The following is a 26209-nucleotide window of genomic DNA, read 5'->3' as shown; positions in this document are numbered from 1 at the left end:
TCACTCGATAAAAGTAGGCCTCGCAGGAATGGAGTTGTTATAATGCCACCCATCATCCTACTAGCAACGAATTTTGTTTGTCTTTTTATGTCTTTACCTTGGAATAAACCCTTTACACTGCAACTGTCGTGCGAACCCATAGCGCATCTAGATACTCAATTTTCAATATCAAATATGCCAACCTGGCCCAATGCACAGGGCTTAAACCTATTGAAGACACAACAGTCGATAGCGCAAATAAGTACCCCTGGATTCGTGTGCCAAGATATGCTTGCCCCCAGTGATAATTATTATGAACAAATTATCAATAAGCATGCACAAATACCCACCAGGGCTAACAGCTGGCATGATTTGTTCAATGGTTTAGTGTGGTTGCAATACCCAAAAACGAAAAAACTGCTAAATAAGCTGCACGTGCATGATATTGAACGGTTTGGCCTCAGCCCACGCACGCCCCAGCGCAATCACATTACGCACTTCGATGAGTGTGGTGTGTTGTTATTGATTGAGGGTGATAAAGGTAAATCCGTTACTGGCTTACTGACAGAGCATAAATGGTATGAAGCGCTGCATAATGCACGAAGCGCATGGGGGATATCCATTCACGCGCGTATGTTTGGTCATGCTAACTATGAAATGTTGCTTGACCCCTTTATAGGGTTAACAGGGAAGTGGTTAGCCATCGAAGTAGAAAAGGGCTTTTCATTGTTAAGTATCGCACAGCAAAACGCTGAGGTTGATGAGCGCTTGAGCGCGGCAATCACAAACACTGAATTGTTTAAACAGCCAAAGCCTTTATTTCCATTACCATTGTTGGGCCTGCCTGGTTGGAGTGAGCTAAATCAAGAGCCGCAGTTTTATCTTAATCGGGAATACTTTCGCCCCAAGCGCCCGAGCAAGTAAATTTACGGTTATAGAGTCTTGTTATTTTTAGCGACCATTAATCGTGTTAAAACAACAGTAACAATGCCCAACTTAGCCAAATAACCAAGCAAGGCGTAAACGCAATGATTATCGCACGTTGCCGTGATAGCTCAACCCACTGTGATAGACCAATAAAGATCAGGTACATAGTCCAAAACGTTTCAAGTTTAATACTGCTTGCCAGCCCAAACCAAGAAGAGGTAGGCGGTATGGCAAATATAAAAGATAATGCGCTTGGCGATATTGCATCAAAGCTTATTTGCCCGTCTGTCGCAAAAAATAAAATCCCTAGACTAAGTAATGCGCCCACACAGGACGGCATTAGTACCCACCAAGAAAAACCGAACCAGTCACCGTAGCTATTAATATTTTGTGGATCAATTTTTGTGGTGATATTCAGATAACCGGCGATGATCGATACCAGTGTTAACATCATAATAAAAGGGGTGATTACGGTGCCAATGATACCCCGAGTTGCTTCCAACAAGCCTCGTGCACTTTGCTGTTCACTGGGGCTCACATTAGAAAATTGGCTGGCAATGATACTCTCTTTGTACCATTGAAAATCCACCACGTGAAAGTAGTAATACATAGGCAATATGGCAGCCACCATGACCAGTAAAAATGCCAACCACGACCAATTATGCTGTTTTTTCAATACGAAAAAGGTCGCGCTAGGTTGGGTAAGTACGCCAATACAGGCTGATAACGGGTTGAGTTGAGTGCCCATGTAACGTGTCCTTGTCTGAAATTTAGTTTGAATTTTTAATTGACTAATATTCTGATTTTAAACGTTATTGTTATACTTTACAGCTATTAGATAATTGACGCTTACTGTAAAGTGCCAACGCATTAATAGCCTTTAGGCATATAAAGGGAAGGGAATGATCGAAATAGTTGGCTTAGCTAAAAAGTTTTCCGTGGAAAACCCGAAGAAACTCAGTGAGCAAGAACGACAAGATCCGCGTTTAAAAGGGCGCTTTTTTCACTCTGTCGTTGAGGTATCTTTTACCTGTCAGCAAGGTGAAGTCCTTGGGCTACTGGGTCCTAACGGAGCGGGTAAAACGACCACATTACGAATGTTATCCACCGCGCTTAAACCTGACAGTGGTCATATCAACATTAATGGCTCAGATGTATTAGAAAACCCTGTTATGGCGCGCAAAAAAATCGGGTTTTTGTCCGGCTCAACAGGTTTATATGGGCGGTTATCGGGACGTGAAAATATTGAATATTTTGCCAAGCTGCACGGCATGAAAAAAATCCAGATTGCAACACGGATCGAGGAGCTCGCCGATTTACTCGATATGCATACTTTTTTAGACCGCCGAAGTGAAAACTTTTCTACTGGAATGAAGCAAAAGGTGGCAATAGCTCGGGCAGTTGTTCACAAGCCTGAAGTGGTTATTTTAGATGAGCCAACAACGGGTCTTGATATAATGGCAACACAGACGGTATTGAATTTTATTCGTAGTTTGAAAGAACAAGGTACGCCCGTTATATTTTCCACCCACCATTTAGATGAAGTGCGCGAGTTGTGCGACCGCGTGACCGTTATTGATCAAGGGGTCAGTAAATTTGATGGCCCATTGAGTCAATTTACTCAATTAGCCGATGGCTCATTGCACGATGCCTTTTTAGCCAGCATCAAATAGGGAATTTAATATGTGGTTAGTCTTTTCAAAAGAAATAAGAGAATTACTTCGGGACCGAAAAACGTTATTTTTCATGATTGCGTTACCGATATTGATTTTCCCGCTAATTTTCGGGGCAATGGCCTATTTTACCACCCAAGCGTTTGAGAAAGCGGAAAGCAAAGTCCTTAAATATGCGGTGGTTAACCCTCAAAATGCTGCTGAGATTAGCGATGAATTAGCGGCCTCCCCGCAATTTGAACAAATCATTATTGGCGATAACGATGATTACGCACAGCTCATTAAAAATGCCCGTGTCGATTTTGTTGTTGTGATGCCAGATAACTATTCATCAAACGTACTGTCGAGCGGCCAATTAGAGATAACGTTATACCTAAACGATGCAGGGTTAAATTTGGTTTATAACCGAGTAAACAGTATTGTGCAAAAATATGCTACTCAATACCAAACCGCGGCGTTTACGACGCTTGGAGTTTCATCTAAGCAACAACAGGCATTAATAAAACCGATTGTGTTGAGTCAAATTAGCACTGCGGATCAGCGAGAAAGTTGGGGCGAAAAAATTGGCGGTATGCTGCCTTATTTATTATTTATTTTATGTTTTCAAGGGGCTATGTTTCCAGCTACAGACATCGCTGCGGGTGAGAAGGAGCGAGGTACCCTCGAAACGCTGCTTATTTCACCCATAGATCGTACTAAAATTGTGCTAGGAAAATTTCTGACCATTGCATGCGCAGGGGTCACCACGGCCCTTATCACAGTTGTGAGTATGGCGGTCTGGGGAATTGTGCTAAGTCGCGGTTTCGCCATGCAATTCGTGGCTGATTTTATGAGTCAAATTGGTATCTTGGATTTTGTCTTGATGTTCTTAATGCTGATCCCGCTGGTGGCTATTTTTGCCTCTATATTATTGAGTATTTCTATTTATGCGCGCAGTTTTAAAGAAGCACAGAGCTATATGGGGCCGTTAGTCATATTTGTGGTTATCCCTGTGATGGTGGCGTTGCTGCCAGGTGTGGAACTAAAAGGCGGATGGGCTTGGGTGCCACTGACCAATGTAGCATTAGCCATGAAAGAGCTGGTTAAAGGCACCATGGACTATTTCCAACTCATTGCGATTTTCGGCTCTACCGCCTTAATAGCAGTGTTACTGCTTAGCTTTTGTGTGTATTGGTTCAAGCAAGAAAAAGTATTGTTTAGGTAATAGGTTGATTAATATTGTTTTTTCATGTGCCAGCGAACCATATGAGGCTACGTTTTTGTATTTAAAATATCGACAATTGTTGACTCGTCGGTTGGGTCGCCAGATCTTCGTGTCGGGGTAGGGTTAACGTAGGTAAACATTGATCAGGATAGGTAAGATTATAGTCGTTAATAAACGCTGCTGCTAACCAAGGGGCGTCTTTATTATCAGGCATATGGAAGAAAATCGATGGCGTTTTTCCAGCGTCTAACCAAGCCTTAATTTTTGTTATCCAGGGCTGGTAGTACTGGGCATTTTGATTAATATTTTGATGCCCAACAAAGCGCACTATAGGGGCGTTGCCTGTGGCTATAACGTGTGTGGGTACTCTGGGCTTTTTAGCTTGAACTTCGGTTATGAGGGTTCGCTCACCAGCAGAATATTGACTAGGGTCACAAGCAAATAACGCACGCGTATCCATAACGACTCTATCTGCTTGATGAGTGACTAATAATTGATTGAGGGCTTTTTCCTCAGCACTTTTATTGAAAAATGCCATATGACGTACTTCAACACTGACATTAACCTTGCTCGGGACGTCCTCAAGAAACACACTGAGTTGGTCAAGATGCATAGGCGAGAACTGTTTCGGCAGTTGCAGCATTATTCCGCCCAGCGTTATGCCTAAATGTGCGATGTTTTCCAGCACTTCTTTTAGTTGACTATGACACGTACCAAGCTGCCCTGCATGGCTGATTGTCCGTGGTAATTTAATAATAAAACGAAAATCGGCTCCAACATTTTCGCGCCATTTCGAAATGGTTTCTAGGCTAGGCAGGTGATAAAAACTACTATTGCATTCAACACTATTAAACAACCCCGCATAGGCTTGTAACGGCGCGATTTTACTTTTTTTAGGCGGGTACAGGTTGCCGAACCACGCATCATGGGTCCATATGGGGCAACCAATGTTCACTCTGGACATAAAGGCTCTCACTAACGTAATCAGTAATGGTAGCAATTAACCCATTTTGTGTTAACGGTATTTTGCAGGTATTCGTACCCGAAAAACGTAATGTGCAGCATATTTGTACAAGTCACACGCTAAGTTAAACGATCGCTCATCTGTTAGGCTCCGCTGCTTGGGGATCGCCAGTTTTGGGTATATACTACGCGGCCTTATTTTTCATATATTTAGTAGCTTGGTTTAGAGGCTTATTTCATCATGCGCACAGATTATTGCGGCAACATCAATGCATCACACATCGGACAAACAGTCACACTTTGCGGTTGGGTTAACCGTCGCCGAGATTTAGGCGGAGTTATTTTCATCGATTTACGCGATCGCGAAGGAATTGTACAAGTCGTTTATGATCCAGACTTAGCTGATTTGTTTGATACTGCCACCAGTTTACGCAGTGAATTTTGTGTACAAATTAAAGGATTAGTTCGTGCCCGGCCTGAAGGCCAAGTTAACAAAGATATGGGCACCGGCGAAATTGAAATCCTTGGAAAAGGTTTAACGATATTAAATAAATCAGCGGTATTACCGCTAGATAGTAATCAGGAAAATTCGGAAGAGCAGCGCCTAAAATATCGCTATTTGGATCTTCGACGTCCTCTGATGAGCGACCGTTTGAAATTCCGCGCTAAAGTTACCAGCGCAGTGCGAACTTATTTAGAAGGCGATGGCTTTTTAGATATCGAGACACCCATTTTGACTAAGGCAACACCAGAAGGCGCCCGTGACTATTTGGTGCCTAGCCGTACGCACAAAGGTAAGTTCTTTGCATTACCTCAGTCTCCTCAATTGTTTAAGCAATTGTTAATGATGTCTGGTATGGACCGTTACTACCAAATCGTTAAGTGTTTCCGTGATGAAGACTTACGCGCGGACCGTCAGCCGGAATTTACCCAAATTGATATAGAGACTACATTTTTGCGCGCCGACCAAGTGATGGAAATCACTGAAGGTATGATCCGTAATTTGTTTATGAAAATGCTAGATGTAGATTTAGGTGTCTTCCCGCAAATGACATATGCAGATGCGATGCGTCGTTTTGGTAGTGATAAGCCGGACTTGCGCAACCCATTAGAATTGGTGGACGTAGCCGACATTTTGAAAGATGTAGAATTCAAAGTATTTGCAGGCCCTGCCAACGATGCTAAAGGCCGTGTTGCCGTAATCCGCGTACCGGGCGGTGCGAGTATGACCCGCAAGCAAATCGACGAATACACCAAGTTTGTGGGTATTTACGGTGCGAAAGGCTTGGCTTGGATGAAAGTTAACGACATCGATGCCGGTGTTGACGGTTTGCAATCGCCAATATTGAAATTCTTGGGTGAAGATATTGCTAAACAAGTATTAGCACGTGTTGCAGCACAAAGTGGCGATATTCTATTATTTGGTGCGGATACCGCAACGGTCGTTACTGAAGCGCTGGGCGCGCTGCGACTTAAAGTTGGTGAAGACTTAGATTTGCTTGAAGGTGAGTGGAAACCGCTTTGGGTGATTGACTTCCCAATGTTTGAAGAAGTTGATGGTCAGTTCTATGCTTTGCATCATCCATTTACCGCACCACGGGATATGTCGGCTGAGCAATTGGCAGCTGATCCTGCTAATGCCTTATCTAATGCCTATGACATGGTGCTTAACGGTTGTGAATTAGGCGGTGGTTCTGTACGTATTCATGATCAGGAAATGCAGGCGAAGGTTTTTAGTATTCTAGGTATCAGCGATGAAGAAGCAGAAGCGAAGTTTGGTTTCTTACTGGAAGCACTAAAGTTTGGTGCGCCGCCTCATGCAGGTTTAGCGTTTGGTCTGGATCGGTTAGTAATGCTTATGACCGGCGCTACTTCTATTCGAGACGTTATGGCCTTTCCAAAAACCACCACTGCCGCTTGTCCGTTAACGAATGCGCCAGGTTTTGCTAGCGATGAGCAACTTAAAGAGTTGTCGATTCGAACGCAGCTAGCCAAAGATAAAGCGCCAAGCGCGGAGTAACGTTTCTGCTAGATAATAAAGACGTTTACCGACGGCCAGAGTCAGCATTGGTGGTTATTTATGACCGCCAATGCCGGATTTTGGTGATGCAAAGACAAGACGATCCACAGTTTTGGCAGTCAGTTACTGGTACCCTCGAAATGGGGGAGCTACCTATTTGCACGGCTTTTAGAGAAGTAAAAGAAGAGACCGGTATTGATATTCGTCAAGCCGGTTATCAATTAAGTGATCATCTGCAGACGAATCGTTATGCGATCCGCGATATTTGGCAATATCGTTACCCTCCAAACACGCCTTACAACACTGAACACGTGTTTTCCGTGCAGATCGCGGGAAATGATCAAATAACGTTAACTGAACACTTAAGTTATCAATGGTTAGATAAAACCTCTGCTATGGCTAAGGTATGGTCCGATACTAATCGCGCCGCCATCAAACATTGTGTGCCTGATACGTTCGTTTCAGATTAGTCCTGAGTTATACCTTTTAACCTGACATATTGAACGACGTTAGGCTATTTACAGCAACTACAACCGATAGGTAGACCCAAACCGTGGCAATTATTCTTGGTATTGATCCAGGCTCACGTATAACCGGATACGGTGTCATTCAACGAGTAGGACGCCAGCAAGAATATTTGGGTAGCGGCTGTATTCGTATGCAAGGTGATGCCTTGGCTCCGCGTTTACAACAAATATTCGACGGCGTCAGTGAGTTGATCCTGCAATATAAACCCGACATGTTTGCTATAGAGCAAGTCTTTATGGCGAAAAATCCCGATTCAGCTTTGAAGCTAGGTCAAGCACGAGGCGCTGCTATGGTTGCAGCAACTAATCAAGGTTTAGATGTGGCAGAGTATTCAGCTCGGCAAATTAAACAATCGGTTGTAGGCAATGGCAATGCCCAGAAAACACAGGTGCAACATATGGTGACGTTTATTTTAAAACTACCGGGCACTCCCCAAGCTGATGCAGCTGATGCGCTGGCTGTTGCGTTATGCCACAGTCATACGCACGAGAACTTAATCAAGATGTCTGGACAAGTGAAAAAAACGGTTCGTGGTCGATTACGTTAATTTAATAAACGAAAAAGAGAACAAATATGATAGGTAGAATTCGTGGCACGGTAATCGAAAAACAACCACCAGAGGTATTGATTGATGTTGCGGGGGTAGGGTACGAAATACAAATTCCTATGACCAGCTTTTATCAGTTACCCGAAATTGGTGCGCAAGCCTGTGTTTATACCCATTTCGTTGTCCGTGAAGATGCCCAATTGTTGTTCGGTTTTGCCGATAAGAATGAGCGTGCTGTATTTCGGGAGCTAATTAAAGCCAGTGGTGTTGGGCCGAAATTAGCGCTGACTATTTTATCTGGTATGTCAGGCCAACACTTTATGCAATGCGTTGCCCAAGAAGATATCACTGCCCTGGTTAAGCTTCCTGGCGTAGGCAAAAAGACGGCTGAGAGATTAGTTATCGAGATGCGCGATCGCTTTAAAAAGCTGACCTTGGAACAAACGTCGAGTGATGACTTTACATTACAGGGGAGTAGCAACATTGAAAATACGTTTGTGACTTCCAGTGACGCAAAAGAAGAAGCGTTAAGTGCGCTTGTCGCTCTTGGCTACAAGGTGCCACAAGCGAGCAAGGTGATTAATGCTGTGTACGTGAAAGATATTACCAGTGAAGAGCTAATACGTGAATCTTTGCGAGCAATGATCTAAGTAACAGGTGATAGGCGGGTGCCTAGGAAATTGTGGAGGTAGATGCTTGAGTATCCGGCTCGACTCTCATAGACTAGGCACTGTATATAAAACCACTACCAAAAGTTAAATTATCCCCATGATAGAAGCCGATCGTCTAATTCAACCCACCGCTATTCGCGAAGATGAAATCATCGATCGTGCTATTCGCCCAAAAATGCTGGCCGATTATACTGGGCAAGATCATGTGTGTGAGCAAATGGATATATTTATTCAGGCGGCACGTAAACGCAGTGATGCGTTGGATCATTTACTTATATTCGGTCCCCCAGGTTTAGGTAAAACAACGCTAGCTAATATTGTTGCCAATGAAATGGGGGTTAGCATTAAAACCACCTCTGGGCCGGTACTTGAAAAAGCCGGTGATTTAGCTGCTTTGTTAACCAATCTTGAAGAAAATGATGTGTTGTTTATCGATGAAATTCATCGTCTTAGCCCAGTTGTTGAAGAGATCCTTTATCCTGCAATGGAGGATTATCAACTGGATATTATGATTGGTGAAGGGCCAGCCGCACGCTCTATCAAGCTTGAACTACCGCCTTTTACGCTGATCGGTGCGACGACAAGGGCGGGTTCATTAACGTCGCCATTGCGCGACAGATTTGGCATAGTTCAACGCCTAGAGTTTTATAATATTAAAGATTTGACCCAAATCGTTAAACGCTCAGCGAATTATTTAGCGCTCGATTTAGACGCTGATGGTGCTATAGAGATAGCTAGACGTTCCAGAGGTACACCGCGCATCAGTAACCGATTGTTGCGAAGAGTGCGAGATTACGCCGAAATTAAGGCTGATGGGATTATTAGTAGTGAAGTTGCCTCAGCAGCACTTGATATGCTCGATGTAGATAAAGAAGGATTTGACTACATGGATCGAAAATTGCTCGTCACTATAATTGATAAGTTTATGGGCGGACCCGTCGGGCTCGATAACTTAGCGGCAGCAATTGGTGAGGAGAAAGATACGATTGAAGATGTTATTGAGCCATTTTTAATTCAACAAGGATTTTTACAACGAACGCCCAGAGGACGGATTGTTTCCCAGCGAGCGTATTTGCATTTTGGCTTTGATTATACCCCTACCTGATAGCGTTAATGACCTGCTAATTTTTAGGGCGACTACTTTGCTCATACTGAGTAAATAGTAATGGGCTAGTTTTTTAAGATAAAAAAAAGCCCGCAAAAAATGCGGGCAAAGCAACAAATAAAGTTGAATGGAATAAAATTCCAGGGAACATGTCAGTCAACAGGGAGTCAACATCAGCATCTGATTAACAATCGGTTGGAAACGTTTGCTAATCGAGAAAACAAGATCATTATAGCCCTGAGAACAAAATCTGCAATTGAGAAAAATTACCAGCCTGCCATTAGAAAAACTAATGGTTGCTAGATTTCATTTGATTGTATATAAGTTGTTAAAAGCATATATATATTTTATTTTCCTTATAAAACAAAGATTTATTTAATTAGCTTGTTATTTAACCTATTATTTTTTTTGTTACAAATTTCATTAGGTTATGTATTTTTGCAAATATTTTGAATATCTATGCAGTTATCGAATTTGAATGAAGAGAGTTACCCATGCTAATGTCTGATTTTATGTTTTAAATCATTGAATTTAAAAATATTATTTTTGATTGGGCGAGGTTTGTTTATTGTTCATTGTGCATATATATGCGATACAAGCAGAACAGGTTTAGATATCTTGGAATAAAGCCATGTCAGAAGATAAGTTAGCTATATTTGAGCATCACATTAGGGTGTATTATGAAGATACTGATGCGGGAGGGATCGTTTATTACGCCAATTATTTAAAGTTTCTAGAGCGTGCCAGAACTGAGTGGTTACGTACGTTAGGTATAGAGCAAGATGAGTTATTGGAACGATCCGTTGGTTTTGTCGTCAAACGAGTCGAAATGGATAATCATGCCCCTGCAAGGTTTAATGAACTATTGAGAATTCAAAGCGAAATAGTAGAATTAAAGCGCGCTAGTTTGATGTTCAAGCAAACAATAGTCAGTCCAAGCGGTCAACGCTTGGTCAGTGCATTAATCAGAGTGGCTTGTGTGGATCTTCAAGCAATGAAGCCACTGGCCATTCCGGCATTTATTTTAGAGGAATTTACGCGTGTCGTCTGAGTTATCAATATTTGGTTTATTTTGGCAAGCTAGCTTGTTAGTACAGTTAGTGATGTTGTTGTTATTAGGGGCGTCGGTCGCATCTTGGACATTTATTTTTCAACGCTCTCAAGCGCTCAGGCGTGCTAAAAGCGAAATGAAAAAATTCGAAGACAAATTCTGGTCAGGAGTCGATCTCAATAGACTCTATCAAGAATTAGTTGCTCGTCAGTCAGTACAGGGTATGGCGAGTCTATTTTGTGCCGGATTTAAAGAATTTGTACGTCAGCGTAAGACGACGTCAACGCCACCAGAAGCTGTTATGGATGGAACTTATAGAGCCATGCGTGTTTCTCTTTCTCGTGAAGTTGATGAACTTGAAAGCCGCCTGCCATTTTTAGCTACCGTTGGGTCTATCAGTCCTTATATTGGTCTGTTTGGGACGGTTTGGGGGATCATGAATGCATTTATTGCCCTAGGTGAAGTACAACAGGCAACACTAGCAATGGTGGCCCCTGGTATTGCGGAAGCATTGATCGCGACTGCGATGGGTCTATTTGCCGCAATTCCAGCTGTTATAGCTTATAACCGATTTAGCCATCAAGTGGAAAAACTAGAGAATAATTACGGTAATTTTATGGAAGAGTTTTCTAGTATATTGCAACGTCAGGCGTCAGTAGCAAAATCTGAATCGTCTATGTCTAGCGGACAACCCCAAGGGTAAACAGGCTTCTATTATGTATGTAAGAAAACGCCGTCGTCCGGTCTCAGAAATCAACGTTGTACCTTATATTGATGTGATGCTAGTGCTGCTGATCATTTTTATGGTAACAGCACCACTTGTCACCCAAGGTGTTAAGGTCGATTTGCCTAAAGCACAAGCGCAACCATTACAGGATGACAGTAAACCGCCTTTGATCGCTTCGGTTGATGCAGAGGGTAACTATTATCTCAATATTGCTGAAAACCAAGAGTTGGCTATGTCTGCAGTAGACGTAGCCACATTAGTGGCTGCGCAATTACGCATCGAGCCTGACACTCCAGTTGTGGTCAAAGGTGATGGGGCAGTGCCTTATAGTAACATCGTGCAATTGATGGTCTTGTTACAAAGAGCCGGTGCACCGTCTGTCGGTCTTATGACTGATGCACCTGAAAATTAGGCATTAAACGAAGATGAAAAAAATGCCAATACCGCTGATCAAGTCTGTGAGTTTACATTTGGCTTTTGGTGCGCTTATTTTTGCGGGTATGGATTTTAAGTTACCCCAAGAAAGCACTGATATGGCTGTATCTGAACCTATTATTGAAGCGGTTGCCGTGGATGCTAATGCGGTTGATGATCAGGTTAAGCGAATTGAAGACAAAAAAAAGCAACAGCGAAAAGCTGAAGAAGACCGTACCGCCGATTTAGAGCGCCGTGCTCGTGATGCAGAGCGCAAGCGTAAACAGCAAGAACAAGAAGCGATAGATATTGAACAGCGTACCAAGCGTCAACGCGAGGAGCGTAAACAAGCAGAGCAGGCCGCAATTTCTGCGCGTAAAAAACAGCAACAAGAAACAGCCAAGGCTAATGCGGCTGAAGCTGAACGTAAGCGTAAAGAGTTAGAACAGAAAAAAGCCGAAGAACAGGCTAAAAAAGCCAAAGAGGCTCGTGAAAGAGAAGAAAAAGCGTTAAAAGAAGCCCAGCGTAAAAAAGCTGAGGCAGCTGATAAAGCTCGCCAGGAAAGAGCATTGCAAGATCAGCTTGAAGCAGAACAAGCTGTGCGTCAACAACGACGCAGCAAGCAAGTATTGACGGAAGTACAGAAATACCAGGCTTTAATTCACCAAGCGATTCAGCGGCAGTTGATAGTCGACAACTCAATGAAGGGAAAGTCCTGTCAATTGAATATTCGACTAGCATCGTCAGGGTTAGTTATTCAGGTAAGAGAATTAAGGGGAGATCCTATTTTATGCCGAGCTGCTAAATCTGCTGTATTTAAAGCAGGTACCCTTCCGGTATCCAAGGAAGCTGATGTGTATGAAAAACTTCGAGATATTAATTTAACCGTAGAGCCCGAATTATAATGACAAGAATTACCCGAATTATTACTTTATTAGCCGTATTACTAAGTGCATCTTCCCATGCTAGTTTAGAGATTGTGATCACAGAAGGCACCGATTCTGCTCGTCCTGTTGCGGTTGTACCGTTTAAATGGAATGGCCCAGGTCAGATGCCGGAACAGCTATCTGAGATCATCAGCGGAGATTTATTACGTAGCGGAAAATTCAGCCCTATTGATATTTCTAGCATGCCTGCGCAGCCATACTCCGATGCAGGAATAGATTATAGTGCATGGGCAGCGACTGGCGCTGAAGCAATTTTAGTTGGCTCGGTTACACCGGAAGGCCCTGACAAGTATCGTGTTAGCTTTAGTTTAATAGATGCTATTCGTGGTCAAATTACCGGCGGCAAGGCGCAAGCGTTAAGTGGCGGAAAGCTCACGAATAGCAATGACCATATATTAGATAGTCGTCAAACCGTTATTACGGGTCAAGGATTTAGGCAATACGCGCATCGTATAAGTGATGTGGTGTATGAAAAGCTAACGGGTGAGAAGGGCGCGTTTATGACGCGTATTGCTTATGTCGTGGTACGTGATCGCAAAACGACTGAGTTCCCCTATCAACTTGTTGTGGCTGATTATGACGGCGTAAATGAAACAATGTTATTGCGCTCAAAAGAGCCATTAATGTCACCTTCATGGTCACCTGACGGGACTAGATTAGCTTATGTAACATTCGAAAATAAACGTTCACAAATATATATCCAGGATTTGTATACTATGAGTCGCACACAAATGACGGACTTTCCCGGCATTAACAGTGCGCCTATATTTTCGCCCGATGGTAAAAAACTGGCCATGGTACTTTCTAAAGATGGCAACCCTGAAATCTATGTAATGGATCTGGCATCAAAACGTCTAGAACGCATCACTCGCAACCGTGCTATTGACACAGAACCAAGCTGGACTCCGGACGGAAAGAGCTTGATATTTAGTTCTGAACGGGGTGGTAAACCACAAATATATCGCGTAGATTTAGCGTCTAACAGCGTCAGAAGGCTAACGTTTGACGGCGATATGAACCTAGGGGGAACTATTACCCCAGACGGTAGTCGCATGGTGATGGTTAACCGTACAAGAGGTAATTATCATATTGCGGCCCAAGATTTAAATAACGGTAATATACAGGTATTGACCAAAACGTATTTGGATGAATCTCCGAGTATTGCACCCAATGGAAGTATGATTATTTACAGTACGTTACATCAAGGTAAACAAGTTTTATCCTTGGTTTCTTTGGATGGTCGCTTTAAAGCGCGCTTACCGGCTTCTGATGGCCAGGTGAAGTCGCCTAGCTGGTCACCATTTTTGTTGTAACTTATTTCACAAGCAATTTATAACTTTGATAATAATAAGGATTTAGAAAATGCAACTTAACAAAATATTCAAAGGCATCACACTTGCACTACCAATCGTAACAATGGTTGCTTGTTCATCTGGGCCTAGCGAAGAAGAATTGGCAGCAGAAAGTAACCGTGTTGCGGCTGCCCAATCTGAAGCTGACCGTCTAGCTGAAGAAGAGAAAGTGCAAGCTGGCAACCTTATGCCAATGCTATCCCCTGAAGAAGTCATGCAAAAAGAGAAAAGTGCATTGATGGAAGATCAGGTTGTTTATTTTGATTTTGACCGCTCTAGCGTAAGCTCAAAATATTATTCTTTGCTTGATCAACATGCTGCATTTTTGGTGAAAAATCCACAACAGTCTATTGTTGTTGAAGGGCATTGTGATAGCCGAGGCACACCAGAGTATAATATTGCTTTGGGCGAGCGTCGCGCTAAATCTGTAGAAACATATTTAATGAATGCTGGTGTGAGTGCATCACAACTTTCAGTTGTTTCATATGGAGAAGAGAAGCCAATCAATACTTCAGGCAGCGATGCTGCATTTACTGAAAATCGTCGCGGTGTTTTGGTTTATCAATAAAAGTTGGACTTATGAATAAACGCATTATTGCGCTTACTCTGTCAGCGATATTTGGAGCCGCAGTTAATGCGGCTCCTGCGCCTGTTGCAGACGTAAGCAGTGGCAGTACAGAGTCACGTTTAAGTACCTTAGAACGTATTTTCAATACTCGAACTGAGCAACAGCATCGGGTTCAGGAGCAGCTTGATCTTCTGCAGAATGATGTAAACGAACTCAGAGGCAGTATTGAAAAACACAATTATCAACTAGAGCGGATCCTGGAACGTCAGAGAGAGCTTTATTTAGAGATTGATAAGCGTATAGCTGCGGTGATGACACAACCATCTTCTGGAGGCTCTGAGTCGCTTTCTCAGGGTGAAGTAACAAGCCAGCCATCTCATCAGACGACCTTAAATGAAGATCAAGCCTACGACAAGGCTGTGAATCTCATTCTAAAAGATAAATTGTATGATGATGCAATACCTGAGTTTCAATCTTTCTTACAAAACTTCCCCAATTCAAGTTATGCGTCAAATGCACATTATTGGTTAGGGCAATTATTGTTCAATAAACAGGATTGGTCAGCAGCAGCTTCTCAGTTTGAAACCCTTATTAATTCATTTCCCGATTCGTCGAAGCGTGCAGATGCGATGTTAAAATTAGGAATATGTGAACAAGAGCGCTCAAATATTGCGCGGTCAGTAGAATTATGGAAAAAAGTCGTATCAGAATACCCTACGTCTTCGGCTAGAAAACTGGCAGAAATAAAATTAAAAGCAGTTAATTAATTAGCCAGTCGGTATATTTTATTAAAGTTAGAGCTTCGTATAGTTCAAAAAACAACCTTGTAAACCGTGATTTGTATGCTTTTTCAGCAAACGATACGATTTATGAAAATAAAGCTAAATTTAAGGTTGCATGAAGTTTCGAATTCAGTATTATATGCCGCCTCGTTGCAGTGAGACGAGATGCGAAGCAAGAAAGGAATTTATTCCAATTAATTGATTTGCAGTAAGATTTAATTAGATGGGTCGTTAGCTCAGTTGGTAGAGCAGTTGACTTTTAATCAATTGGTCGCTGGTTCGAATCCAGCACGACCCACCAATTAAATCAAAATATTTATAGCGTTACAATTAGATGGGTCGTTAGCTCAGTTGGTAGAGCAGTTGACTTTTAATCAATTGGTCGCTGGTTCGAATCCAGCACGACCCACCATCTTATTTTAGTTACTTTACATTCAAACCTTATTTCTTTCCTGATACCAGCATTAGCTACTTAAATATCTCTGATGAATTCTAAGTTTCTTTTAATACATTTTTTATTTTGAATTAAATTCCAATTTCTTAGTTACTGTCTATCCATCCATTTCAAAATTATGTTTATACAATGAAGTGTTAAAATTTATAACATCATTGATTAGATCTTCTATCGACTATTGATATTTGTTACTCGCATATCTAAGCTACTGAAATGATTTATGTAAGCGTAATTCAGATACCTCAAAAAAATACCCAATATTGGTTAATTCTTTCATGGAATTAAATTTACCATGGGGCTATCCTTTTATCTTTCTAATTACGACTCAGTGTTCACTTTTAACCTTGAATACTGGGAATACGATGGATTACACTAAATTCATAATCTAGTTAAGGATATGTGCGCGTATGAATGCTCTTGAGTATGCAGAAAAAGCAGGTGATCTGTTTGTTTTACCGGATTCTGTCACAAAAATTAAGCAGCTCATTGATGACGGCAGTGCATCGATAAACGAAGTCGCAGAGGTCATTAATCATGATCCCGCCATTGCGGCACAAATCCTAAAAATTGCTAACAGTGCGTTATATAAGTTCCCCGCCGTGATCACGACTGTGAATAAAGCGATTCAAATCATAGGAACAGACTCAGTATACGATTTAGTGCTCGCCTACGGTATCTCACACGCTTTTAAAGATATGAATGACAGTGACATTGATTTCACTGTCTTTTGGGAGCTAGGCGTGAGCTGCGGCTTATTAGCCAAGTACTTGGCGCAAGAAACGGCAGCTAAAAACCCTGACAAGATGTTTTTATGCGGTTTATTACACAACATCGGTGAATTAGCCATAGTTCAACTTGAGCCCGCTCTTGCCAAAAAATGTAGCGCGTTCAGCGAGCAAAGCTGCCCAGTAACCTTACAAAATGAGTATCTTGGTTTTACCTACGCAGAAATTAGTGCCGAGTTGCTAAAACTGTGGGGGATCCCAAGTGAAATATACGGACCTATTGCTCACCAACACGCCGCTTTACACAAGCCACAAAGTCATGAAGAAAAAGTGTTGCAGCTTGCCGCTAACTTAGCCTTAAATAATGTTTACGGCGAAATTTATAATCGTTTAGATAACATCATTCCGGCGCAATATGAAATGTTGAACTTAGATTTAGATGATTTAGATGCAGCACTGGACTTTACTAACATGCAATTAATTAGCACGTTAGCGATTTTTAGTCCGTCGACATTTAGTATTTATTAAAGATAAAATGGCATAGATCATAAGTAGCAAAATTATTTTGCTAAAGTTCTTAAAGCTAGAGCGCATTTGTGCGCTCTTTATCAAGTTGCCTAAAGGCATTTTGTGTATTTCAAATAGTTAATCAAATACTGCTATTGTTTGGCGACTGATAGCTATCAATTGTCCTTTTGAATCCCAAATATTGGCTTCCGTCTGTGCATAGCCATCCGCTGCTTGGCGGGTACGTACTTGATACGCGAACCATTCCAGGGGGGAAAATGCATAATGCGGATAAACAAACTCTATATTCCAACTCATTGTGCTGGCAGGTGCGGGCCAATTAAGCATTTGTAATGTGGTCGGTGGCCAACCATCTATTAGGGCAATCAAATGTGCATCAGTTAATACTTTTGGTGGTTTAGTAAAGCGCATCCACCCATCAATCTTACTTTCTTTACTGCCTGTAAATGGTAGTCCACCTGCTTGGCGAGCTAAATCTATATGGCGTAAAAATTTAGGGGTTATTTTAGGAATTTGCGGTAAAAAATCAGCCTTAGTTGGCGCTCGCATAGAATGATGGTCAGTGTTTGGAACGTCGATTTTTGAATCTCGGGACACACCAAAAGCAGCTTGAACCATAACGCATACATTTCCGTCCTGTATTGCCTTACCGATTACCTGTGTCACGTTTTTACCTTGGCGCAAAACCTCCACTTCGATATCGTAAGGCGCTTCGGTTATGACAGGACCAACGAAATTACAGGCAAATGAACGCAGTAATCTGTCATTGCTGACTTTCTCCCGAATAGCACTGTAAACCAAAGCACCCGTTAGTCCGCCGTAAGCAGTTCGTCCCTGAGCCCATTCTTTAGGAATACTCAGCTGAGGTCGGTCTTGTTCTTCGCTATTAATATAAAGATTTGTAGCGTCGATAAGGTCATCAATATGCATAAATCCATTCACTTATGTAGGGCCTGTGTTTAAACAGAGCTGGTCGGATGTGTTTAGGTTATTCTATCACGGAAAAATTCTAACACTGTATGTGTTCAGGAGAACAATTTGTCCCTGTTATTTGTGTATATAAGTACTTGTTATGTTTACATTTATTTTACACTATTGTCACAATAATGGTTGTTATTTAGACACTGACAAGATTAGTATGGAATTCGAAAAACAAACAAAGGCGCTTATGATTGGGTGCCAGCAATAGGACGCGTGCTTGGTGTCCCAGCATATATAGTATCCGTGCAGATGGAAGATCTTAATACATCCCTAGCGTTACTGACTATATTGCTATTTGCCAGTGGGTTCTATTTGGGTCCATCGTTTGCGTTAGCGCAAACCTTAGCACCTGTAAAAGTACGGGCTATGTCTACCGCCTTGTTCTTTTTTGTGTTAAATATCATAGGCCTTAGCGGTGGTCCGACCTTTATTGGTATTTTAAGTAAGTCGTTAACAACAGAGCATGGTGAAGTTGAGGCCCTGCGATTCTCCTTATCAGCCGTTTCAGTACCATATGTATTAGCGATCATCGCTTTTATTTGGACCGCTAGAAGGATCCCAGCAGATTGGGCAGCAGCAGAAAAACGTAACGGTTAAAAGGAAGACAAGTTGGAACATAATAACGAAGTGAATGTGCATTTTGCCCATGCGAATGGCTTTCCTGCAGGGAGTTATCGTAAGTTATTTGATGCACTTAACGACGACTATGGCTTATGTGCCCTAGAAAAATTTGGTCACACCAATCGATTCCCTATTTCAAAGAACTGGCATAATCAAACTCAGGAATTGATTGACTATATTGAGTCAACGCAGCGACAACCTGTTTATGCGGTAGGGCATTCGTTTGGTGGGGTCGTCTCATATATGGCGGCATGTACGAGACCTGACTTATTTAAGGGCCTGATTATGCTCGATCCGCCTATGATTACCGGATTAACTCGCTGGTTTTTTGGGGGAATAAAAGCTACGTCCTTAATAGATAAATTAACACCTGCAGGGAAAACCGCTAATCGTTGTCGTCGCTGGGGAAAAGATCAGGATTTAGTTGCGTATTTTCAAGCTAGAACGTTATTTAAAGGCATGGATAAGGACTGTATTGCTGACTATGTAAACAGTGTGACTGAGCAACGAGATGAGCATCTACATTTAAATTTTAAACCGGAGATTGAAGCGAATATATTTCGTAACGTTCCTGATGATATTCCGCGCTACTACGGTAAGCTTGTCTGTCCGGCACTATTGGTAACAGGGGAACATACTATGGTGTGCACAGAGCGTCTTATACGCCCCTTTATTCGCGGTAATCATTTAGAACATAGAGTATTTTCTGGTGGTGGGCATATGTTCCCTCTTGAATCCCCAATTGAAACCGCTGTGTTAATTAATCAGACGATTGAAAGGTGGCGCACAGAACAGTAAAAAATGGGATAAAATCAATCCATAAAAAAACCAGACTAAGTCTGGTTTTTGGGTTTATATCTAGTGATTAGATCCCGACTTTAAGACCAAGCATTTCCCTGGTTACTAAAACAACACCTTTGGCGGTAACGCGAAACCCTCTTGCCCTGTCTTCGTCATGATTGTGTCCAATCACCATGCCTTCTGGCACGATGCAACCACGATCGATAATGGCTTTTTTTATCTTACAATTACGCTTAATTTCTACATCGGGTAGCAAAACAGACTCTTCTATTTCACTAAAAGAATGAACGTGTACATTTGAGAAACACAAGCTCTTACGCACGGTCGCGCCAGATATAATACAACCACCACTGACAACAGAGTCAATCGCGGCACCACAGCGGTTATATTCTTCCCAAACGAATTTTGCTGGTGGCAACTGCTCTTGATAGGTCCATATTGGCCACTTTTTGTCATACAGATTAAGCGGTGGTTTAGGTGATACTAATTCCATATTCGCTAACCAAAAAGAATCCAAGGTGCCTACATCTCGCCAGTAGGAAACTTCTCCGTCTTCGTTGGCAAACGGATAAGCATAAACAGCATGCTCTTTTATGATTGAAGGAATAATATCTTTACCAAAATCACGCTCAGACCCTTCATTTTGAGAATCTCGTTTCAGGTGTTCAAACAGAAAGTCAGTATCAAAGACATAATTGCCCATGGATGCAAGACAGCGCGTTGGGTCATTAGGTAATGGGGTAGGGTGTTCTGGTTTTTCTTCAAAACCTAAAATACGATAATTTTCATCAACCGACATAACGCCAAATGCACCTGCTGCTTCTTCGATTGGAACAGGCATACAGCTCACAGTCATCTTCGCGCCAGACTCTACATGGTGTGCAAGAATATTCGCATAATCCATACTGTAAATATGGTCACCAGATAAAATCATGACATATTTAGGTATTTCATCACGAATGATATCGATGTTTTGGAACACAGCATCGGCCGTACCTTCGTACCAATTACCTGATGAGCGCTGAGATGCAGGTAAAATTTCTACAGATTCTCCTAATTCTTTTCTGAAGTGGCCCCAACCTCTTACGAGATGACGGATCAAAGAGTGAGATTTATATTGGGTCACGACGCCAATACGTTTTATCCCTGAATTTATACAGTTTGATAATGGGAAGTCGATGATTCTAAATTTCCCACCAAAATACAAAGCAGGCTTAGCCCGCCAGTCGGTCAATTCGTGGAGACGAGAACCTCTACCGCCAGCTAAAATCAAGGCGTAGGTTTCGCGGGTCAGGTTGCTAATATAACGAGGACTTGGATTGGGCATAACAATTGACTCCATTCTTATTTGATTTTTTTTTTGACGTTCGTAGTGCACAGATGAGACACAATAACGGACTTTAATTTATTCGGTAGCCGTTTTCGTGAATCCCAGTGTGGCACGGGCTGGCTTTGATTTCAATTTGCTTATTGTCGAATTGACTCGAATTTTTTACAATTTAGTAACTTAATTGATATGAGCCGATAGAGTCTTCGAATGAACAGGTTTTACTTTCTTTATCTGTTATTCCAAACTCGCTTTGAGTTAGTCCTTATCTATGAAGTGATGCATGTTTTTGAGAGTTTACTTGATTGGTCGTTTTTCTTCTCGTATGGTGCTGTTAGGCTATGATATATTTTTGATTAATATAATTTTTTTTCCAAGATCTGAGTATATGTATTCGCGGTAAATCATGGGAAAGTGTTAAGTAAATGTTATATATTTCACACACTGTTGAGTGAGGAGCTGCGTCATGTTGAAAAAGTTAGGCTTGGGGATTGTTGCATTTTTGATTTTTTTAGTTGTGGTAGGTTGGTGTTTACCTTCAGATTTTAAGGTTGTACGTACCATTAGAATAAATGCTCCGGCAAATATCATATTCGACAATGTAAAAGATTTACGTCAATGGCAAAATTGGGGCGTGTGGTTCAAGCGCGATCCTAATATGCAAGTGGCATACGCAGGTCCTGATGCAGCTGTAGGGATGAGTTCAACGTGGCAAAGTGAGTCCCAAGGGAATGGAGAAATGGAAGTGATTGCGATCGAAGAAGATCAGCGATTTATTTACACGTTGACCTTTCCCGATATGGGGATGGGTTCAACAGGCGAACTTACGTTGCGTGATAAAGACGGTGAAACTGTTGTTATTTGGCATGATTACGGCGATGTAGGTGGAAATCCGTTGTTGCACTATGTTGCTTTCTTTATGGATCGTATGATTGGCGAAGACTTGCAGATGGGTTTAGAAAATTTGAAAGTTATATCCGAAGCAGAATTTCAGCGATTGTAAAGTGGGGTTCGCACGGGTTTAATCTAGGTGTGATCCATAGCTTTTAGTTGAAAACATCTCAATCTCCCATTATGGGATAACTGTGAAAGTAATTGATTTGAGAGGTGATATGAGTCGATTTCCCACCCATGGCAGCGTAGAGCTTGATGTTGTTGATAACATTTTATTGGTAGAAGGTCATGGACCGTGGAATTTGGAATCTGTAATGGAGTCTGAAAAGCACATGGAACCCATATTGAAACAACTGAGCGGTAGTCGCTGGGGGGCATTAGTTGTGCTGCATGGAGACCCGATTTATGTTCCTGACGCGGCAGCATTTTTATCAAAAGTTATACAAGCTCAAAAAGCGTTGGGTAGAGTCGCAACGGCCATGGTCGTAGAACAGTCAAATACACCGGCATTTTCAAAACGTCATTTGGCACAAGTATTTGATGACGCCGGCGAAAATTACCGTTTTTTCCCTGATAAAAAGCAGGCTAAGTGGTGGTTAATACAGCAAATAATGAAGCTATCAGATTAAATAGCTTACCTGTAATTACAGCGTAAAAACTGGAGTAGCTTATTTGCTAATCATTTTGGGCTAATATATTGGCAACCTTTGAAGTCGAATTAATGCCCAATTTAGCACAGACATGACGACCGGCCTGTGCTAACAAAGTCAAATCTATTCCACTTGAAATACCCATACCATTTAGCATATAAACCACATCTTCGGTGGCTACATTACCCGATGCGCCTTTTGCGTACGGACACCCTCCTAACCCCGCTACTGCGCTATCCACCGTATTAATACCTAGTTGCAGGGCAACTAAAATATTGGCTAATGCTTGGCCATAGGTATCGTGAAAGTGAACAGCAATTGCTGATTTAGGTATGATTTCTAATACGGCTGTAAGCATAGATTCGGTTGCGATGGGCGTACCCACACCGATAGTATCTCCCAAGGAAATCTCGTAGCACCCCATGTCGAGAAGGGTTTTTGCTACCCTAGCAACGCTTTCGGGGGGGATATCCCCTTCATATGGGCAACCTAAGACACAAGAAACATAGCCTCTAACTTTTATACCCTGTGCTTTAGCTGCAACTATAACAGGCTCAAAACGCTCGAGGCTTTCGCCAATAGAACAATTTATATTCTTCTGAGAAAAGGTTTCAGATGCTGAGCCAAAAATAGCGACTTCATCGGCACTGGCCAGCATTGCGGCCTCAAAACCTTTTAAATTAGGCGTTAATGCACTGTACGTCACCCCTTTTTTGCGATCAATAGCACAGAATACCTGTGATGAATCCGCCATTTGGGGTACCCATTTGGGTGATACGAAACTGCCCGTTTCAATCATCGTTAAGCCCGCTTTCGCCAGTTCTTCGACTAAGGTTACTTTGGTCGCCAAATCGATATTTTGCTTCTCATTTTGCAGCCCGTCCCTTGGACCGACTTCAACAATTTTGACATATTTAGGTAAATTGCGGTTCACGATGAGGGCTCCTCACTGGCAATAAAGTCCAATAATGTGGCTCCACCGTCTACGAGTTCACCTGCCTGATAATAAAACTCGCTTACTAAACCGTCTTGCGTGGCTTTAATTGCATGTTCCATTTTCATGGCTTCCATTATCATCAATGTATGTCCTTTTTTAACGCTTTGATTGGCCTCAACTAATAGCGCTACAATCGTACCGTTCATCGGCGCAACAAAGGCACCGTGTAGCTCATTGTCATCGCTCACCCCTAAGTCTTTTTGCACATGGGTAAATTTAGCGATTCCATGGCTATGAAATACTGCATATTCATGTTCAATTTGGTTTACGGTGACACTTTCGCTATGTCCGTTGATGGTAGCGAGTAGTCGATTACCAGTTAGTTGCCCCTCACATTGATAAGACTGACCCTGCAAAACAATCATAAACGTACCCTGTGGTGTGCACGCTTGATTATCGACTTTTAGTCTTTGTACTTTGACTTCATGCTCTTGATTATCCAACAGAACCGAGTAGTTATTTACGTATATATCGTTTGCGCGCCAGTCACAAATAAGATCCCAAGGTGATTGACTGTCCCGGTTATTTACTGATGTGAGAGGCTGCTCAGACAAAGACAAGTACATGGCTAAATTTAGTAGTTGGTTTTTGCTGTCCAAGCTATTTTTTTGGAAGATTTGCTCATGATGCTTTTCGATAAAGCTCGTATCAATTTCTTCATCTTTAAAGGCTTGAGTATCGATTAAGCGACGTAAAAATGGGATATTGGTGGTAACACCGTCAATACGGTATTCTCCAAGAGATTGACTTAATCGTGCTAACGCTCTTTCTCGGTCTGTATCCCATACTATTAACTTAGCGATCATCGGATCGTAATAAACAGATACTTCATCACCTTGTACTACTCCGCTGTCGATCCGAACATGAGCAGATTCTTGTGGCGTTTCCAGTAAGTGTAGAATACCGGTCGCGGGCAAAAATTCGTTGTCTGGATCTTCAGCATAAATACGCGCCTCAAAAGCGTGACCATTAATGCGTAATTCATCTTGAGTTTTAGGTAAGGTTTCATTGGCTGCGATGCGTAATTGCCATTCCACTAAATCTTGTCCTGAAATCATTTCGCTGACAGGGTGCTCGACTTGTAATCGAGTATTCATTTCCATGAAATAGAATTTGCCATCCGTATCAAGTAAGAACTCGACGGTTCCTGCGCCTACATAGTCAATCGCTTTGGCTGCTTTTAACGCTGCATCACCCATGGCCGCGCGTAGGGCTGAAGACATTTTGAAGGCAGGTGCTTCTTCAATCACTTTTTGATGGCGTCTTTGCACAGAGCAATCACGCTCAAAGATATGCACACCATTGCCATGATGGTCACAAAATACTTGAACTTCGACGTGGCGAGGTTGCGTCAAATATTTTTCAACCAGCATGATATCGTCGCTAAAACTCGACATGGCTTCACGCTTTGCGGCCGCTAGCGCATCGTCAAATTCGTCTGCGCTCCATACTTGGCGCATGCCTTTTCCGCCGCCACCGGCGGCGGCTTTAAGTAAAACAGGGTAACCCATGTCGTCTGCGTGTTGTTTGATAAGCGCAGCTGATTGGTCTGCGCCATGATAGCCGGGTACTAGAGGTACATTGGCTTGTTGCATAATATGCTTGGCTGCAGATTTAGAGCCCATCGCTTCAATGGCATGAATAGGGGGGCCGACAAAGATGATATTATTATCAGCGCAGGCCTTGGCAAAGCCCGCATTTTCCGACAAAAATCCATAGCCTGGATGAATAGCATCAGCACCCGTTGCTTTGGCAGCAGCGAGCACTTTATCAATTTTTAGATAACTCTGGTTGGATGGCGATGGACCAATATGAATAGCCTCATCAGCCATTTTGACATGCAGTGCTTTACTGTCCGCGTCCGAGTATAAGGCAACGGTTTGAATACCCATGCGCTTCGCTGTGTTGATAATACGACAACAAATTTCGCCACGATTGGCAATTAGGAGTTTTTTAATCATGAGATATACCAATTGGGTCGACGTTTTTGTAAAAAAGCACCTAAACCTTCTTGGCCTTCGGTTGATACCCGCGTTATAGCAATACGTTCGCTGGTTGTATTCCTAAGGGCCTCGTCAGGAATACGATTTACTACATCAAATATCAGCTGTTTGGCTGCCGATACAGCGTGGGGACCATTTTTAAGAATATTATCCAACATGCTATCAATAGTGCTATCTAGCTCTTCTTCGGTGACACTCTCACTTAATAAACCAATGCGTCTGGCTCGGCGCGAAGAGAATACTTCAGCTGTGGTAAAATAACGTCGCGAGTATCGTTCACCGATCGCTTGAATGACATACGGACTAATCGTGGCGGGTATCAACCCCAATTTGACTTCACTTAAGCAAAACTTGCTTAACTTACTGCCTACCGCCATATCACAGCAAGCTATTAAGCCTACAGCGCCACCGAATGCAGCACCCTGCACTCTAGCAATGGTTGGTTTTGGCAAGGTATTAAGCGTGTGCAACATAGTTGCTAGATTGTTAGCATCGCTTAGGTTCTGCTCATAGGTGTATGACGCCATGCGCTTCATCCAGTTCAAATCAGCGCCCGCGCAGAAACTTTTACCTGTCGCAGCAAGAATGACTGCGCGTACCGTTTGATCATTGCCAAGTTGAGTGAATATTTCGCTTAAACGAGCAATCAAAATGTCGTCGAAGGCATTGTGGACCTCGGGCCTATTTAGGGTAACGGTCGCCACCCCACGTTGGTCAATTTCACAGATTACATGCTCTGTAACAGTATTTGAGATTATAGGGTTGTCCAT

At 42.4% G+C, this 26209-nt stretch carries 26 protein-coding genes, 2 tRNA genes and 1 pseudogene; 22 read left to right on the top strand and 7 right to left on the bottom strand.

Features of this window, described 5'->3' with window-relative positions; all coding sequences use genetic code 11:
• The first annotated feature begins 42 nt into the window (after positions 1-42).
• Positions 43-903: a DUF3025 domain-containing protein gene (locus GQR89_RS14075; protein WP_158770619.1), complete on the top strand. Its 861-nt coding sequence runs from the start codon at positions 43-45 to the stop codon at positions 901-903.
• Between the two features lie 46 nt (positions 904-949).
• Here GQR89_RS14075 and GQR89_RS14070 read toward each other — a convergent pair whose 3' ends face one another.
• A complete protein-coding gene (locus tag GQR89_RS14070; RefSeq protein WP_158770618.1) occupies positions 950-1654 on the bottom strand; it encodes a YIP1 family protein in 705 nt (234 codons plus the stop codon).
• A gap of 154 nt (positions 1655-1808) precedes the next feature.
• On the opposite strand from GQR89_RS14070, the gene GQR89_RS14065 reads away from it, so the two are divergent.
• Positions 1809-2579, top strand: coding sequence for an ATP-binding cassette domain-containing protein (locus GQR89_RS14065; RefSeq protein ID WP_158770617.1), 771 nt, complete (start codon positions 1809-1811; stop codon positions 2577-2579).
• A 10-nt stretch (positions 2580-2589) separates the two neighbouring features.
• Positions 2590-3783: an ABC transporter permease gene (locus GQR89_RS14060; RefSeq protein ID WP_158770616.1), complete on the top strand. Its 1194-nt coding sequence runs from the start codon at positions 2590-2592 to the stop codon at positions 3781-3783.
• 61 nt (positions 3784-3844) lie between these two features.
• Here GQR89_RS14060 and GQR89_RS14055 read toward each other — a convergent pair whose 3' ends face one another.
• Positions 3845-4747, bottom strand: coding sequence for a DUF72 domain-containing protein (locus tag GQR89_RS14055; protein ID WP_158770615.1), 903 nt, complete (start codon positions 4745-4747; stop codon positions 3845-3847).
• A gap of 240 nt (positions 4748-4987) precedes the next feature.
• On the opposite strand from GQR89_RS14055, the gene aspS reads away from it, so the two are divergent.
• The 15 genes from aspS (at position 4988) to GQR89_RS13980 (ending at position 17165) form a co-directional block, all read left to right on the top strand.
• Complete coding sequence (gene aspS, locus GQR89_RS14050) at positions 4988-6766, top strand: aspartate--tRNA ligase (RefSeq protein WP_158770614.1); 1779 nt, start codon at positions 4988-4990, stop codon at positions 6764-6766.
• A gap of 5 nt (positions 6767-6771) precedes the next feature.
• Complete coding sequence (gene nudB, locus GQR89_RS14045) at positions 6772-7236, top strand: dihydroneopterin triphosphate diphosphatase (RefSeq protein WP_158772274.1); 465 nt, start codon at positions 6772-6774, stop codon at positions 7234-7236.
• An 83-nt stretch (positions 7237-7319) separates the two neighbouring features.
• Complete coding sequence (ruvC, locus tag GQR89_RS14040) at positions 7320-7841, top strand: crossover junction endodeoxyribonuclease RuvC (protein ID WP_158770613.1); 522 nt, start codon at positions 7320-7322, stop codon at positions 7839-7841.
• A gap of 26 nt (positions 7842-7867) precedes the next feature.
• The gene (ruvA, locus tag GQR89_RS14035; protein WP_158770612.1) at positions 7868-8491 is read left to right on the top strand and encodes a Holliday junction branch migration protein RuvA; all 624 of its coding nucleotides are present in this window, start codon (positions 7868-7870) and stop codon (positions 8489-8491) included.
• A gap of 118 nt (positions 8492-8609) precedes the next feature.
• Positions 8610-9617, top strand: a complete 1008-nt coding sequence (gene ruvB, locus GQR89_RS14030) for a Holliday junction branch migration DNA helicase RuvB (protein ID WP_158770611.1) — start codon at positions 8610-8612, stop codon at positions 9615-9617.
• A 631-nt stretch (positions 9618-10248) separates the two neighbouring features.
• Positions 10249-10668 (top strand): tol-pal system-associated acyl-CoA thioesterase, encoded by a 420-nt coding sequence (gene ybgC / locus GQR89_RS14025; RefSeq protein WP_158770610.1) that lies wholly within the window; start codon positions 10249-10251, stop codon positions 10666-10668.
• Entirely contained in the window at positions 10658-11371 is a 714-nt protein-coding gene (gene tolQ, locus GQR89_RS14020) for a protein TolQ (protein ID WP_158770609.1), read from the top strand. The genes ybgC and tolQ overlap by 11 nt, the downstream gene beginning before the upstream one ends.
• Before the next feature lie 13 nt (positions 11372-11384).
• Positions 11385-11807, top strand: a complete 423-nt coding sequence (tolR, locus tag GQR89_RS14015; protein ID WP_158770608.1) for a protein TolR — start codon at positions 11385-11387, stop codon at positions 11805-11807.
• Positions 11808-11820: 13 nt separating this feature from the next.
• Positions 11821-12714 (top strand): cell envelope integrity protein TolA, encoded by an 894-nt coding sequence (gene tolA / locus GQR89_RS14010; protein ID WP_158770607.1) that lies wholly within the window; start codon positions 11821-11823, stop codon positions 12712-12714.
• The gene (gene tolB, locus GQR89_RS14005) at positions 12714-14069 is read left to right on the top strand and encodes a Tol-Pal system beta propeller repeat protein TolB (RefSeq protein ID WP_158770606.1); all 1356 of its coding nucleotides are present in this window, start codon (positions 12714-12716) and stop codon (positions 14067-14069) included. The genes tolA and tolB overlap by 1 nt, the downstream gene beginning before the upstream one ends.
• A gap of 49 nt (positions 14070-14118) precedes the next feature.
• Positions 14119-14676 carry a peptidoglycan-associated lipoprotein Pal gene (gene pal, locus GQR89_RS14000; RefSeq protein WP_158770605.1) on the top strand — a complete coding sequence of 186 codons (558 nt, stop codon included), beginning with the start codon at positions 14119-14121 and terminating at the stop codon, positions 14674-14676.
• Between the two features lie 11 nt (positions 14677-14687).
• Positions 14688-15443 (top strand): tol-pal system protein YbgF, encoded by a 756-nt coding sequence (gene ybgF / locus GQR89_RS13995; protein WP_158770604.1) that lies wholly within the window; start codon positions 14688-14690, stop codon positions 15441-15443.
• A 240-nt stretch (positions 15444-15683) separates the two neighbouring features.
• A tRNA-Lys gene (locus tag GQR89_RS13990) sits at positions 15684-15759 on the top strand.
• A 35-nt stretch (positions 15760-15794) separates the two neighbouring features.
• Positions 15795-15870, top strand: a tRNA-Lys gene (locus GQR89_RS13985).
• 449 nt (positions 15871-16319) lie between these two features.
• Positions 16320-17165, top strand: coding sequence for an HDOD domain-containing protein (locus GQR89_RS13980; protein WP_158770603.1), 846 nt, complete (start codon positions 16320-16322; stop codon positions 17163-17165).
• A gap of 117 nt (positions 17166-17282) precedes the next feature.
• Here the strand turns inward: GQR89_RS13980 and GQR89_RS13975 are convergent, their stop codons facing one another.
• A complete protein-coding gene (locus GQR89_RS13975) occupies positions 17283-18095 on the bottom strand; it encodes an acyl-CoA thioesterase II (protein WP_158770602.1) in 813 nt (270 codons plus the stop codon).
• A 219-nt stretch (positions 18096-18314) separates the two neighbouring features.
• Here GQR89_RS13975 and GQR89_RS13970 point away from each other — a divergent pair.
• Together GQR89_RS13970 and GQR89_RS13965 are read left to right on the top strand one after the other, a co-directional pair.
• Positions 18315-18743: pseudogene (locus GQR89_RS13970) on the top strand (MFS transporter); the annotation flags it as partial.
• Between the two features lie 12 nt (positions 18744-18755).
• Positions 18756-19565 (top strand): alpha/beta fold hydrolase, encoded by an 810-nt coding sequence (locus GQR89_RS13965; protein ID WP_158770601.1) that lies wholly within the window; start codon positions 18756-18758, stop codon positions 19563-19565.
• A 67-nt stretch (positions 19566-19632) separates the two neighbouring features.
• Here GQR89_RS13965 and glgC read toward each other — a convergent pair whose 3' ends face one another.
• Complete coding sequence (glgC, locus tag GQR89_RS13960; RefSeq protein ID WP_158770600.1) at positions 19633-20895, bottom strand: glucose-1-phosphate adenylyltransferase; 1263 nt, start codon at positions 20893-20895, stop codon at positions 19633-19635.
• Positions 20896-21361: 466 nt separating this feature from the next.
• On the opposite strand from glgC, the gene GQR89_RS13955 reads away from it, so the two are divergent.
• Complete coding sequence (locus tag GQR89_RS13955) at positions 21362-21898, top strand: SRPBCC family protein (RefSeq protein ID WP_158770599.1); 537 nt, start codon at positions 21362-21364, stop codon at positions 21896-21898.
• A 109-nt stretch (positions 21899-22007) separates the two neighbouring features.
• Positions 22008-22418, top strand: a complete 411-nt coding sequence (locus tag GQR89_RS13950) for a hypothetical protein (protein WP_158770598.1) — start codon at positions 22008-22010, stop codon at positions 22416-22418.
• Positions 22419-22464: 46 nt separating this feature from the next.
• Here GQR89_RS13950 and GQR89_RS13945 read toward each other — a convergent pair whose 3' ends face one another.
• The 3 genes from GQR89_RS13945 to GQR89_RS13935 are packed head-to-tail and all read right to left on the bottom strand — an operon-like array spanning position 22465 to position 26209.
• Positions 22465-23373, bottom strand: coding sequence for a hydroxymethylglutaryl-CoA lyase (locus tag GQR89_RS13945; RefSeq protein ID WP_158770597.1), 909 nt, complete (start codon positions 23371-23373; stop codon positions 22465-22467).
• Entirely contained in the window at positions 23370-25397 is a 2028-nt protein-coding gene (locus tag GQR89_RS13940) for an acetyl/propionyl/methylcrotonyl-CoA carboxylase subunit alpha (protein WP_158770596.1), read from the bottom strand. The genes GQR89_RS13945 and GQR89_RS13940 overlap by 4 nt, the downstream gene beginning before the upstream one ends.
• Entirely contained in the window at positions 25394-26209 is an 816-nt protein-coding gene (locus GQR89_RS13935) for an enoyl-CoA hydratase/isomerase family protein (RefSeq protein ID WP_158770595.1), read from the bottom strand. The genes GQR89_RS13940 and GQR89_RS13935 overlap by 4 nt, the downstream gene beginning before the upstream one ends.

This window comes from Paraglaciecola sp. L1A13 (assembly GCF_009796745.1).
Classification (GTDB): domain Bacteria; phylum Pseudomonadota; class Gammaproteobacteria; order Enterobacterales; family Alteromonadaceae; genus Paraglaciecola.
This window is presented reverse-complemented; position numbering and strand designations above follow the sequence as displayed.